The sequence below is a fragment of the Cohnella mopanensis genome, from assembly GCF_022352055.1.
GTDB classification, from domain to species: Bacteria; Bacillota; Bacilli; order Paenibacillales; family Paenibacillaceae; genus Cohnella; species Cohnella mopanensis.
In genome coordinates, this window is the sequence record NZ_JAKRWM010000002.1 from 578078 (window position 1) to 590943 (window position 12866).

The 12866-nt window shown below is 50.5% G+C and carries 11 protein-coding genes; 8 read left to right on the forward strand and 3 right to left on the reverse strand.

The window, feature by feature from the left end; translation table 11 throughout:
* Positions 1 to 10 precede the first annotated feature (10 nt).
* Complete coding sequence (locus L3D05_RS06755; protein ID WP_239615237.1) at positions 11 to 1042, reverse strand: LacI family DNA-binding transcriptional regulator; 1032 nt, start codon at positions 1040 to 1042, stop codon at positions 11 to 13.
* A gap of 649 nt (positions 1043 to 1691) precedes the next feature.
* On the opposite strand from L3D05_RS06755, the gene hisS reads away from it, so the two are divergent.
* The 4 genes from hisS to L3D05_RS06775 are packed head-to-tail and all read left to right on the forward strand — an operon-like array spanning position 1692 to position 6236.
* Positions 1692 to 2951: a histidine--tRNA ligase gene (gene hisS / locus L3D05_RS06760; RefSeq protein ID WP_239615238.1), complete on the forward strand. Its 1260-nt coding sequence runs from the start codon at positions 1692 to 1694 to the stop codon at positions 2949 to 2951.
* A 20-nt stretch (positions 2952 to 2971) separates the two neighbouring features.
* A complete protein-coding gene (aspS, locus tag L3D05_RS06765; RefSeq protein ID WP_239615239.1) occupies positions 2972 to 4813 on the forward strand; it encodes an aspartate--tRNA ligase in 1842 nt (613 codons plus the stop codon).
* A 21-nt stretch (positions 4814 to 4834) separates the two neighbouring features.
* Complete coding sequence (locus L3D05_RS06770) at positions 4835 to 5593, forward strand: tRNA threonylcarbamoyladenosine dehydratase (protein WP_239615240.1); 759 nt, start codon at positions 4835 to 4837, stop codon at positions 5591 to 5593.
* The gene (locus L3D05_RS06775) at positions 5586 to 6236 is read left to right on the forward strand and encodes a YdeI/OmpD-associated family protein (RefSeq protein ID WP_239615241.1); all 651 of its coding nucleotides are present in this window, start codon (positions 5586 to 5588) and stop codon (positions 6234 to 6236) included. Before L3D05_RS06770 ends, L3D05_RS06775 begins: the two co-directional genes overlap by 8 nt.
* Before the next feature lie 77 nt (positions 6237 to 6313).
* On the opposite strand, the gene L3D05_RS06780 is transcribed toward L3D05_RS06775, so the two are convergent.
* Entirely contained in the window at positions 6314 to 6970 is a 657-nt protein-coding gene (locus L3D05_RS06780; RefSeq protein ID WP_239615242.1) for a YwrJ family protein, read from the reverse strand.
* A 55-nt stretch (positions 6971 to 7025) separates the two neighbouring features.
* Positions 7026 to 7670 (reverse strand): DUF2642 domain-containing protein, encoded by a 645-nt coding sequence (locus L3D05_RS06785; RefSeq protein WP_239615243.1) that lies wholly within the window; start codon positions 7668 to 7670, stop codon positions 7026 to 7028.
* Positions 7671 to 8092: 422 nt separating this feature from the next.
* Between L3D05_RS06785 and L3D05_RS06790 the strand changes: the two genes are divergently transcribed.
* The 4 genes from L3D05_RS06790 to L3D05_RS06805 all read left to right on the forward strand — a co-directional run bounded on the left by L3D05_RS06790 (position 8093) and on the right by L3D05_RS06805 (position 12775).
* Positions 8093 to 8509, forward strand: coding sequence for a hypothetical protein (locus tag L3D05_RS06790; RefSeq protein WP_239615244.1), 417 nt, complete (start codon positions 8093 to 8095; stop codon positions 8507 to 8509).
* Positions 8510 to 8667: 158 nt separating this feature from the next.
* Positions 8668 to 9723 (forward strand): CotH kinase family protein, encoded by a 1056-nt coding sequence (locus tag L3D05_RS06795; RefSeq protein ID WP_239615245.1) that lies wholly within the window; start codon positions 8668 to 8670, stop codon positions 9721 to 9723.
* 78 nt (positions 9724 to 9801) lie between these two features.
* Positions 9802 to 11121 carry a replication-associated recombination protein A gene (locus tag L3D05_RS06800; protein WP_239615246.1) on the forward strand — a complete coding sequence of 440 codons (1320 nt, stop codon included), beginning with the start codon at positions 9802 to 9804 and terminating at the stop codon, positions 11119 to 11121.
* Between the two features lie 97 nt (positions 11122 to 11218).
* Positions 11219 to 12775, forward strand: coding sequence for a diguanylate cyclase domain-containing protein (locus tag L3D05_RS06805; protein WP_239615247.1), 1557 nt, complete (start codon positions 11219 to 11221; stop codon positions 12773 to 12775).
* Positions 12776 to 12866 lie beyond the last annotated feature (91 nt).

The window sequence follows — 12866 nt, forward strand, 5'->3', positions numbered from 1 at the left end:
CGAGAAGTCGTTATCCCTTATTGCTCCTGCAGGTAGAACGTTCAACGAGAGATGCGCGAAAAGCAGGAGGACGCAAGGGGGGGCCGACCTCGTTCTCCATCAAGTCGATAATACGCTCGGTTATCGATACAGCCATTTCGACGCGAGGAATCCTCATCGAGGTGAGGGGAGGATGCGTATATTGGGAAATCAGTAGATCGTCGAATCCGATAATCGATATTTGTTCGGGAATCGATAGGGCAAGGCGATTTAACGCTTGAATGGCCCCGTAGGCCATTAAGTCGTTAGAGCAAAATATCGCTTCGGGCAACTGACCGCTTTGAAACCAATACTCAACGGCATCTACGCCGCTTTTTTCAATAAAATGCCCATAATAGATATCGCGATCGGCAACAGCCAGCCCACGGTCTCTGACGGCGCTCAGAAATCCTTCAAGCCGTTCACCCGAGCATGCAAGGGTCATGTCTCCCGTTACGATACCAAGGCGGGTATGGCCAAGATCGAGCAAATATTGGCAGGCGTCATAGGCGCTCTTCCAGTTATCCAGGCGCGGAAAGAGAATGCCGGGCGAATCGGGATTTATGTTATTCTGGTCGAACACGGCTATGCTAAATCCCGCCATCGTTACTTTGTCCACGATAGACTGTACGTTAGACCAACTGATTATGATGCCGGCATCTATGCTTTTCTGCCTATATAGGCTTAGAACTTGGTCCGAATCCGATATATCGATTATGGAAACGAGAACATTATAGTGTCTGGAATTGCTGTAGCTTACGATTCCGCCGATAACGGCACTGTAAAATAGATCGTCCGTATACAGCTTGTACTGTTGCTCATCTTGAATGATGAAGATGCCAATCGTAGTCGGTTTGCTTGAGGATAGCTTGCGTGCAACCGCGCTTGGTTCGAAGTGATGCTCTTCCATGATTTTTTGGATTTTGGCCTGCGTTTCGGGCTTAACGTTCGATGCGTTATTCAGTACCCGCTGTACGGTTTTGCGAGAAACTCCTGCAAGGCGCGAAATATCGTATATATTCATGGTAAAGTCATCCTATCTGAATTTTGTATCGGGGAACCGAGACGTTAGAAATAGTCTAACGAATACGGGAGAGAGGGTCAACAGGCCAAAGTTAACGCTTTCTTTTTTGTAACCAAACTGTAATCTGTTATACACGCGAGCTTAAAGTAAATAGACTAATCTATAGACGACCCCCTTTTTCAATATATTTAATCATTGAACCTACCGATTTCGGTAGGTTATTTTCTTTGACGGCCGCAATTTCTTGACATGTTCTCGGCAACAGACTACAATTAATAACAATTGCATTTTGCCTTAGATTCGATGACAGGAAACAGTACTCCAGACCCACGCCTACAGAGAGGAAAGCCTTCAGGCTGCAAGCTTTCCGGCGATGATTGGACGAAAGACATCCTCGAGAACCCGATGCGAAAGCCGCCGCGCGAGATGTGTGGACGGATGGAGTAGCATTGCGGCGTAACCGGGCGTTAACCGGATGAAGCGCAAGCTTGCGGTGTGTATCGATCCCTGATCGATGGCATTGTAAGGCTTGAATGACGGGTGGCACCGCGGGAGCATACAGAATACGCTCTCGTCCCTGACGATCTTAGCTCTTAAGATCGTCTGGGGACGGGGGCTTTTTTAATGGCCTGAAGAAGGAGTGAATCTAATGAATTTTCAAAAACCACCTGGGACGCAAGATTTCTTGCCCGGCCAGACCGAGATATGGCAGTACGTGGAGAACACGGCTCGCGACTTGTGCCGGCGTTTTCGTTTCGGGGAAATTCGTACGCCGGTGTTCGAGGCGACCGAGCTGTTCAAGCGCGGCGTTGGCGAAACGACAGACATTGTAGAAAAAGAGATGTACACGTTCGAGGATCGAGGCAACCGAAGCATGACGCTTCGTCCGGAAGGGACGGCGGGCGTCGTTCGCTCCTATGTAGAAAATAAGCTGTTCGGCGAGCCGGACGTGTCCAAGCTGTACTACATCGGTCCGATGTTTCGTTATGAACGTGCGCAAGCCGGAAGGTATCGGCAATTCCACCAATTCGGCGTTGAGGCGATCGGATCATCCGATCCGGCTCTGGATGCGGAGGTCATCGCTCTAGGGTATACCTTCTACAGCGAGCTTGGGTTAAAGGGAGTAACGGTGGATCTGAACTCCGTCGGGACGCCCGCGGTAAGAGCCGATTTCCGGGAGAAGCTGCTCGCGTTCTTGCTGCCGATGAAAGAGGAGCTGTGCAAGGATTGCCAGTCGCGGATGGAACGCAATCCGCTTCGGGTGCTCGATTGCAAGGTCGATCAGGACAAATTCGCGGACGCGCCTTCGATTCTGGATAGCTTGGATGAAGAGTGCGAGGCGCATTTCGCCCGAGTGCGCGAGTGCTTGGACGACATGGGGATTCCTTACAATCTGAACTCGCGTCTTGTACGCGGGCTCGATTACTACACGCACACGGCATTCGAATACAAAGCTCAAGGGATCGGCGCCATCGATACGATCGGCGGCGGGGGAAGATATAACGGGCTAGTAGCGGAGGTCGGCGGCGACGACAAGCCGGGAGTTGGACTCGGACTCGGTCTGGAGCGAACGCTGCTTTTGTTGGAAAGCCAAGGCATAAAGCCGGATTCGGGCAACGCTGTTGACGTCTATATCGTCGCATTAGGCGAACGGGCCGAGAAAGCATTGCCAGCATTGCTCCAGCAGCTACGTGTAGCCGGAATTGCGGCGGAGCGGGATTATCTGGGACGCAAGACGAAAGCCCAGTTCAAAGCCGCGGAACGCAGCGGAGCCAGATTGGCAGCCGTGCTCGGGGACGACGAACTCGACCGCGGGGAAATCTCGCTAAGGCTGATAACCGGCGGAGAACAGCAAGCGGTTAAGTTAAGTGAGCTGGCGCGAACGATTCAAACCATTATTTCTAAATAGGAAAAGGGGAACAACAACTCATGATGCTCAAAAATATCGATTGCGGTAAATTAACGAAAGAAAACGTAGGTCAAACGGTCGTATTAAACGGATGGGTACAAGGCTGGCGCGACTTCGGAGGCATTTTGTTTATCGACCTCCGCGACCGTACGGGAATCGTGCAGATCGTGTTTAACCCGGAATTTTCCGGTCAAGCTTTGGACCTCGGCAGCCGCGCGCGTAATGAATACGTATTGGCGGTTAAAGGGAAAATCGTAGAACGCGATCCCGAGACGTTCAATGCTAACCTGGCAACGGGTGAAATCGAAGTTCAGGTGGAAGAAGTAGAAATTATTAATGCCGCGAAAACTCCGCCGTTCCCGATCGAGGATGGCGTAGAGGTGGACGAATCGCTTCGCTTGAAATACCGCTACTTGGATTTGCGCCGTCCGGAAATGCAGAAGACGTTACTTCTTCGTTCCAAGGCGACTAAAATATTCCGCGATTTCCTTGACGATAATGGCTTCATCGACGTTGAAACTCCGATTCTGACGAAGAGCTCGCCGGAAGGCGCTCGCGATTATTTGGTGCCTAGCCGGGTTCATCCGGGCGAATTTTTCGCGCTTCCGCAATCGCCGCAATTGTTCAAGCAATTACTGATGGTCGGCGGATTGGAGCGTTATTATCAAGTGGCGCGCTGTTTCCGCGACGAAGACCTCCGCGCGGACCGTCAACCGGAATTCACGCAAATCGACATCGAGACGTCTTTCATAACCCAAGACCAATTGCTCGGCATGATGGAACAATTAATGGCTCGTCTGTTCCGCGAGACGATCGGCGTGGAAATTCCGACTCCATTCCAACGTTTGACTTATCATGACGCAATTCATAAATACGGTTCCGACAAACCGGACCTTCGTTTCGGATTGGAAATCGAAGACGTAACCGATATCGTGAAGGGCAGCGAAGTGAAAGTGTTCGCTTCCGTCGCCGCTTCCGGCGGTGTCGTAAAAGCATTGAATGCCAAAGGCTGCGCAAGCTGGAGCCGCAAAGAACTCGACGATCTGCAACCGTTCGCGGCTCGTTACGGCGGTAAAGGCATCGCCTGGATTACGGTTAAAGACGGCGAATGGCGCGGACCGATCGTGAAATTCTTCAAGCCTGAAGAAATTGCGGCTCTTACCGAGCGTCTGAACGTTGAAGAGGGAGATCTTCTGACGTTCTCCGCCGACAAGCTGAAGACGGCTGCAGACGTAATGGGCAACTTGCGTCAGAAAGTAGGGCGCGATCTGGGCCTAATCGACAACAAAGCGTATAAATTCCTATGGGTCGTTGACTTCCCATTACTCGGTTGGGACGAGGAAGCCAAGCGTTTCGTGGCGGAGCATCATCCGTTCACCCGTCCGAACGACGACGACCTGCCTCTATTCGACAGCGATCCGGGCAAGATTCGCGCGCAAGCTTACGACATCGTGCTTAACGGTTACGAAGTCGGCGGCGGTTCCATGCGGATCTATCGTCGCGACGTTCAAGAAAAAATGTTCAAGGCGCTTGGTTTCTCCGCCGAAGAGGCGCAAGCGGAGTTCGGTTTCTTCCTTGACGCTTTCGAATACGGTACTCCTCCGCACGGCGGAATCGCTTTTGGCTTAGACCGTCTCATCATGCTGCTCGCGGGCCGCACCAACCTCCGCGAAACGATCGCGTTCCCGAAAACAGCGAGCGCTACGGACTTGCTCTGCGATGCTCCGTCGCCGGTTAAGGAACGCCAATTAGACGACTTGCACGTTCGTCTGTCCGCTAAAGCGATTGCCGCGCAAACGAAGAACGCGGCTGCGGCTGAAGGCTCCGCGGAAGCGGGCGAGCCTGACGAAAGCCAAGGCTAATACAAAGGAGCGAACGAACCGATGCTGCATCAGTTCTCTAGGACGGAATTAGCGATCGGACCGGAAGGGCTGGAGCTGCTCAAGGGCAGCACGGTCGCCGTGCTCGGCATTGGCGGAGTGGGTGGAATCGCCGCCGAGGCGTTGGCGCGTTCCGGAATTGGCCGGATCGTGTTGATCGACAAGGATGTCGTCGATATCACGAACGTCAATCGCCAGATCCACGCGCTCACGACGACCGTCGGACAGCCCAAAGCGGATTTAATGAGAGATCGCATCAAACTGATCAATCCAGAGTGCGACGTCATTTCGTTGCGGATGTTTTATACCGAGGAAACGTACGAGGAACTGTTCAAGTATCCGCTGGATTACGTCGTAGACGCGTCGGATACGATATCGTACAAGATTCATCTGATCAAGCAATGTTTAGAGCGGAAAATTCCGATTATCTCCAGTATGGGGGCAGCGAACAAAACCGATCCGACAAGGTTTCAAGTTGCGGACATTTCGAAAACGACGGTCGATCCGATCGCCAGGGTCATCCGCAAGAAGCTGCGCAACGAAGGGATCAAGAAAGGCGTTCAGGTTGTGTTCTCCACGGAATTGCCTATCAAGCCTAGGGAAGACGTGACGCAAAGAATCGTTCCGGATACGGCGCCCGAGATACGCAAAGCGCAACAACCGCCTTCGAGTAACGCTTTCGTACCTCCGGTCGCGGGTTTGATTATGGTAAGCGTCGTATTCAGGGAGCTGCTCGCCAAGGTAGATAAACCGTATGGATGAAGCTTTAGCCAAGAAGCTTAGAGTTTCAGCGACAAGTAAGATGGCCATTATGGGGCCTCCCGAAGGCTATCTCGAACGGATCGGTAAAACGGCTGACGGTACAAAACTGCGCGAGGGCGAACGGGGGACTTACGATTACGTTCAGCTGTTCGCGATGAACGTTGCTGAAGTGGAGAAGTGGGCTCCAATAGCTCTTCGTGCTGTGAAAACCGATGGGTTGCTGTGGCTGTGTTATCCGAAGGGGACCTCGAAGCTCAAGACCGATCTGAACAGGGACCGGGGGTGGTCCGTTGTCCATGAGGCGGGTTGGGAAGGGGTTGCCCTCATCTCCGTGGACGAGATTTGGTCGGCGATGAGATTCAGGCCTATGGAAGCGGGGGCGAAAGTTCGCGTTACTCCGGCTGAACGCAAAGCGGTTAACTCCGAAACAGCAGAGACTCTCGAAGCGCCTGTGGACTTGCGGAAGGCGCTTGATGCGAACGAACAAGCCTCCATGTTCTTCGAGAAGCTAGCACCTTCCCACAAGAAAGAGTACGTTCGGTGGATCTTGGAGGCCAAGCGCGAAGAAACACGTGTTTCCCGTATTCAGAAAGCTGTCGAAAAGCTTAACGACGGACTCAAAAGGCCTTCGGATAAGCTCTAACAAACGAAATAAAACATAGAAAAGGCTATTCCGAGATCTATTCTCGGGATAGCCTTTTTTGCGTCGGACGGAGCGATTTAAGGACGGTGTATCGTATTTACGTGATCGAGATGAATAAAGGTGCTGGCGCCGTCCGCGGTGACCAATTCAAGGAGATTATTTTGAACGGTTTTGAGTAACCCGATTTTTTCTGGGTGTTCTCCTAAGTCCAAAATGACGAATTCATTCTCGAATTTCCTTAGTTGCTGGTCAAAGGTACGGGCTAGCGATGCCGTCGTGGGATGAACCGGGAACTTCTCCTGTTCCAGAGCATAGGGCGTCGTATGGGGAGCGTAAGGTACGAGTATTTTCAAATGTCGCATAGAAACATATAACGATCTGAACATGGGAGAGTAGAAGACGAAAAAATCATTCATGATGCTTGTAACGTAACCATGAACCGTCTGATTGCCTGCAATGTACAACTCGGTAAACATTCCTTTGGCATTAAGCAGCACTTTACGGTAGGACAAACCCATCGCAGGATCGAACGGCGGTTCGGACAGCACGCCATAATTGGATTCGAGCACGGGACAACGGGTCAACTGCTGGATGTGGACGAGCGGAACATAGAGGAACTGGGTGCCGTTGTGAAGCACTAGAATATCGGCGCCCAGATCGACGAGCCTGCCTTTGACTGGAAAACGGGTGCCCGATACGGTAAGAGAAACGGATTGGTTCAAATAAGTTTTCATGGGTTCAGCGGAAGAACCTCCTTTGCGACTAAGGTTGAACCTGGGCGTGGCTTAGTTAACGACGAGCGTTATCTTTGTTACGACCCTGATCTCCGCCGCTCCGATTTTTGCCGCCGGACCTGTTGCTTCCGGATTTATTGTTGTTTTTATTGTTATTGTTATTATTGCTGTTTTGGTTTTTCTGGGAAAGGGATACGTTTTTAATGTGGAAAACAGGGATTCTGACGAATTCCCGGTCGACGATCAGCAAGATGTTGTCCCGGGAAGTTTCCGCGAGGAACCCTTCCAACTTTTCCGGACCTCCGCGGTTAATTTGAACGTGTTTGTGCCGCAGACGGGATAGCAAGCCTTGGAAGTTAGGGGCGCTAATATGGCTCTTGTGGCCGCTGCGTCCACCTTTGGAACGGCTGCCTGAACCATTTCCGTGGCTTTTTCCTCCGCTCTTGGATCCTTCGGTGATGCTTTTGACATGCGCTCCGTTCACGTAGCAGATCGTACTTTCGGACAAAATGACCAGATAATCGCCGTGAATCGCGATGAGCACGCCTTCGATACTATCCGGGCCGCCTCGATTGACACGGACCTGCTGTCCAATGAGTTGATTGGCTTGTAACACATAGTTATGCTGCTTCGATTGAGTTTCTTGTTGTTGGGGTGCCGGTTGATTAGGTTGAACAGCGGGATTGGAACTGAATAACATGGGTACATTCTCCTTCCATAATAGGGAAATGATTAATATTGATAGATTCGCTTAACTTACTTCTGACAAAGTGACCGAAAGGCACTTGTGTTCTTGTCCGCATACGCTGTTGATATCCTTATCCTTTGTCCCTCCTTTGCACTTGTAGGGGAAGCGAGTTTGTAATCTATATTTATGTGTCCCTTCTATGAAGAGATATGGATGGTTGTCCGAGTACAGTGAAAAATCAGCTAATCGTAGAGTGAAATGCCCTTTTTATTGGCTATTCTGCGCTTGTCTCTATCTATAATTACTTTTGCCTCATAGATTGAATGATCTTCATATAGGAGGTGCAGCTACATTGAGCTTGGAATTGCATGGGAACAACCGTATTCGACCGAAACGTTATTACCGTAAATGTAAGTGTTGGTGGAGAAAAGTCGGTGGGAACAAAAGAAAAACCGGCCAACGTAATCCTGATCAGCAAGATCCGACCCAAGGACAAAATGGCACTGATTCGCAAAATGAACATCGTACTTGGGGAAATTGGGGAGACGATAACGGCAGAACGGAAGGGCATACTGGCAGGACAGACGGGCACACTGGCGGGACAGACGGGCATACTGGCGGTGGTACTGACGGTGGTACTGACGGACGAAGCAGAAGCGGTGGACGTTCGGAAGGAAGTAATGGAAGCAGCGGTCGTAAGGGTGGACGCAGCGGTAGTCGCGGACGTACAGGTGGACGCTGCGGTAGCCGCAGACGTACAGGTGGACGTAAGGGCGGACGTAAGGGCGGACATGGCGGAAGCCGTGGAAGATCAGGCGGACGTGGCAGATGCGGTTGCCGCAAATAAGTGAAGCCGCAAGATGGGGTCATCCTTTTCGCAGTTAGCCTGCGTGAGGTATCTCATCTTTTTTTTGAATTGCTGCATAGACGAATGCCGTTTCCGCGAATGCCGGGGTGACATACGCTGATTCTGATGAATCGACGCTTCATGAGGAAAGGCGGAGTCGGCATGCCTCTAACGGTCAGAGCGCTAATAATTAGTGATTCGGCAAGCCGGGAGTTAGAGAAAAACTTGTGGAATGACAATTATGTACCGGCAAAAATGATCACAAACGGAAGAACGGAGTCGGTATCGGTTCGTTATCGCGGAGGGCATACCCGAAGTTACCCTAAACGCTCGTACGAGGTCGTGCGCAAAAACCAAGCGTTCCACTATAATGCGGAATTCGATGATCCATCCATGATTCGCAATGCGTTATCGTTTGCCTTTTTTCCGATGATCGGCGTACCCGCTCCTAGAACAAAACATGTTCATTTCATGATCAACGGCCAATCGCAAGGGGTCTACTTGGAAATAGAAGGCGTTGAGAAGCTGTTTTTTCGCAGGAGGAGGATCGGGGCTTCTTCCTTGTTCTATGCCATTAACGACAAGGCGGATTTCAGCTTGTATTCTTCGGAATCGAATCGGACCAAATCATCGCTTTTGGCAGGGTATGAATATCGTTTCGGAGATGCGTCGGAGAAAACGAAGCTCAAATCTTTCATAAGAGGAATTAATACGTTAAAGGAGTCGCGAAAGGAATCGTTTATCAAATCGCGGTTGGATGTCCAAAATTATTTGAGTTGGCTTGCGGGAGCCGTATTAACGGGCAATTATGACGGGTTTGAACAAAATTACTCGATCTACAGAAGCCGTGTGACGGGTAAACTTCGTATGATTCCATGGGATTACGAAGGAACGTGGGGACGAAATTGTTATGGTCGGATTGTTGCTGGCGATTTAGTCGCAGTGTCCGGTTACAACTACTTGACCCGTAAACTAATGTCTTACCCTCATATTAAGAGACAATATAAACTGATTTTGCAGAAGGCATTGATTGGTCCCTTTACGGAGAACAGACTTATGCCCATAGCGGAGAAAATGATAAATCAAATAACTCCGTATATTCGCGAAGACTCGGCACGTAGATGGTCCTACGGAGAATTTCTTAACGAGTCTAGTGTCATTCGAAATTATATTAGGGAGCGGAGAGCGATCGTTAAGGAAGAGTTGTCCAATCTATAGAGGAACATTAGTTCCCATTCTCTTTCGGTCGGATGGGGTTTCTGGTATGATGGAAGAGAGGAAAGGCGGTATAACGATATGGATTTATTCAGCTTTGGCGCGGAATCAGAGCCGATTACAAGATTACTTGCAGATCGGATGCGGCCCGAGTCGTTGGACGAATATATCGGTCAAGATCACGTTGTTGGCGAAGGAAAATTGCTCAGGCGGGCGATCGAGGGGGATGTCGTGTCGTCCATCCTTTTATTCGGACCTCCAGGATGCGGCAAAACGACGTTGGCCCATATTATTTCCAAGCAGACGAAAGGGGACTTCGTTCGCCTAAACGCGGTGGACGCCTCGGTCAAAGACGTGCGCGAAGTGATCGAACAAGCGGAACGCAATAAGAGCATGTACGGTCGTAAAACGATCTTATTCCTCGATGAAGTGCATCGGTTTAACAGCGCGAGGCAAGATGCGCTACTTCCTGCCGTTGAGCGAGGAATTATTATATTTATCGGCGCGACAACGGAAAATCCGTTTCATTCCGTGAACGGAGCTTTGCTGTCGCGTTCGACTTTGTTCCGATTGGAGCCACTAACGAAAGAGCATTCCATGGCGGCGATGCGCAGAGCATTAACCGATTCTACCAAAGGGCTAGGATTCATGAAGCTTGAGATAGAAGAGGAAGCATTGGCGCATATCGCATCGATGGCCAACGGAGATATCCGTCGCGCTCTGACGGCTCTGGAATTAGCGGCGGTGACGACGACTTCGGAGCTCGACGGCACGGTGCGCGTGACGTTGGAAATCGCGGAGGAATCCATCCGTCAGCCTACCGTGCAAGCGGATGAATCGACGCAATACGACGTTCTGTCAGCCTTTCATAAGAGTGTTAGAGGTTCAAGCGATGCGGCGCTGTTCTGGTTTCTCTATGCCGTGGAGAAACTCGGAATGGATCCGATGGTATTTCTTCGGCGCCTTACGGTCGCGTGCAGTGAGGATATTGGACTAGCCAATCCGCAGGCCATGGTACAAGCCGTTAGCGCGATGGAAGCTTATCATCGAATCGGCTGGCCGGAGTCGAAATATATTGTGGCGCAGGCCATCTTGTTTGCAGTGGAAAGTCCTAAGTCCAATTCAATCGCGATCACGATCGGACGGATCATGGAATCGTTCGATTCCATCAAGTCCGCGGAAGTGCCTTTTCACCTCAGAGATGGTCACTATAGCGGCGCTAAGAAGCTGGGACATGTCGGCTATCAGTATCCTCATGATTATCCGGGTCACTATGTGGACCAGAATTACTTGCCTGACAAGCTTTCTTCCAAAGTATTCTATGAAGCGACAGAACAAGGGATGGAGGATAAGATCCGACATAACCAACGAATTCGCAGAAGCAAGAACAGAGAAAAATGAGGGATTATTTGGTCGTTTTATACAGGCCTATGGTAAAATCGATGTGGGCGACAGGAAATAATAGTTATGACATTTTGCATCAAACGGAGGCGATAGCGTGCTGCGTCGCAACGATTGGCGTCTCGCTAGCCTTTATATTTGTACGATTGGCTTGTTTTTGGTCGTCAGTATTTTTAACTTTATGTCCTTTAGGGGAATTAGCGATACGACAAATAAGCTGACCCGGCATACTTATCCGATGGACCATATCGTGAATCAGCTGTTGCTTGCCGTTGTGAACCAAGAAAACGGAATCCGCGGGTACCTGCTTACTAAAGACTCGACTTACCTTGAACCTTATGAGCAAGGAAAGGCAGAAGTGGATAAAGTTAAACAGCAGTTGCTGGAGGAAGGCTCCCAGACTAGCGCATACGAAGATGAGATCGTGAACGCGTTAGCGAGTTTAGCTAACGTGGAGTTTTTTTTCGAGCGAGTAAATAAGCTGATTAAAGACAAGCAGCTGGAGGAAGCCGTCTCGTTGTTCAACGATGGACAAGTCGACATGAAGCTTTTTCGCGATAGCGTTCATAAATTGGAACTGAATGTTACCGGTACGATGGAAGGGGCATGGAGCGATCAGCAGAAGCGTGCGAACTATTCGATGGTTCTGATCCTAATGGGGGCGATCGTGTCCTTGATCGCCATCATGGCGACTTGGGTCATGTTCCGGACAACGAAGAATGCGTTAAGAGGCACGTTCGAAAGCGAACGGCGATATCGTCGTTTGGTCGATCATTTTCCGGATGCGATCGCCATTCATCAAGATGGAAAGGTAGTGTTTGCCAATCCGGCTTGCGCGAAGCTAATGGGAGTCAGCGATTCTTCGCAATTACTAGGTATGCCCATGATGCAATTCGTCCATGAACCTTACGTGAAGGCCGTTAACGATAGAGCCCAAATGGCTCTAAGGGAGAAGGATGTCGGGACGATGGACCAACAGTTCGTAAAGCTTGACGGAAGTCTGGTGGACGTGGACGTCACGGCAATCGGTTTTTCTTATGGTGGGCGCCCTGCCGTGCTGATTGTAGCTAGGGAAGTCGGAACCCGCAAGGAAGCCGAACGCAAGATGAAAGAAGCTAACGCACTGCTGCAACGGTTGTCTACGTTAGACGGATTAACGGACATTCCTAACAGGCGGTCCTTCGATCAAGACATTCATACGCTTTGGGACTTAACGCAGGATAAGGATAAACAGAATTCCCTAATCCTGTTCGATGTAGACAATTTCAAAGCCTACAACGATCATTACGGGCACCAAGCTGGCGATGCGTGCCTTCAGATGGTTGCCCGTATCGCGGGCGAAGTGGCTGAACAAGCCGGAGGAACCGTTTATCGTTATGGCGGAGAGGAGTTTGCCGTCCTCTTGCCCGAGCATGATCGGGAGAGGGCGTTAAACTCCGCTGAGCAGCTCAGGCAAGCGATCGCTAATTGCATAATCCCGCATAAAGGAGTATCAACCGATGCGATCGTAACGATTAGCGTTGGCGTGGCAACCTGGAACTCCACATGGAAGCAGACGCCCGCGCAGTGGCTTCAAGCGGCGGATTTAGCTTTGTATCAAGCCAAAAATCAAGGAAGAAACCTCATATCTGAAGCGGGGCTCCCTGTATCATAAGATGAAACTTTTGGAAATCGGGATATAATGCCTTTTAGAACGAAAAATCGGCATAGGTGGCAGGCTCAAGCGAATAGAGATGGGTACTACG

Coding starts and splice junctions, on each gene's coding strand:
- aspS (WP_239615239.1), top strand. CDS start 2,972: ATGATGCTCAAAAATATCGATTGCGGTAAATTAACGAAAGAAAACGTA.
- hisS (WP_239615238.1), top strand. CDS start 1,692: ATGAATTTTCAAAAACCACCTGGGACGCAAGATTTCTTGCCCGGCCAG.
- L3D05_RS06785 (WP_239615243.1), bottom strand. CDS start 7,670: ATGTTATTCAGTTCCAATCCCGCTGTTCAACCTAATCAACCGGCACCC.
- L3D05_RS06775 (WP_239615241.1), top strand. CDS start 5,586: ATGGATGAAGCTTTAGCCAAGAAGCTTAGAGTTTCAGCGACAAGTAAG.
- L3D05_RS06755 (WP_239615237.1), bottom strand. CDS start 1,042: ATGAATATATACGATATTTCGCGCCTTGCAGGAGTTTCTCGCAAAACC.
- L3D05_RS06780 (WP_239615242.1), bottom strand. CDS start 6,970: ATGAAAACTTATTTGAACCAATCCGTTTCTCTTACCGTATCGGGCACC.
- L3D05_RS06795 (WP_239615245.1), top strand. CDS start 8,668: ATGCCTCTAACGGTCAGAGCGCTAATAATTAGTGATTCGGCAAGCCGG.
- L3D05_RS06770 (WP_239615240.1), top strand. CDS start 4,835: ATGCTGCATCAGTTCTCTAGGACGGAATTAGCGATCGGACCGGAAGGG.
- L3D05_RS06800 (WP_239615246.1), top strand. CDS start 9,802: ATGGATTTATTCAGCTTTGGCGCGGAATCAGAGCCGATTACAAGATTA.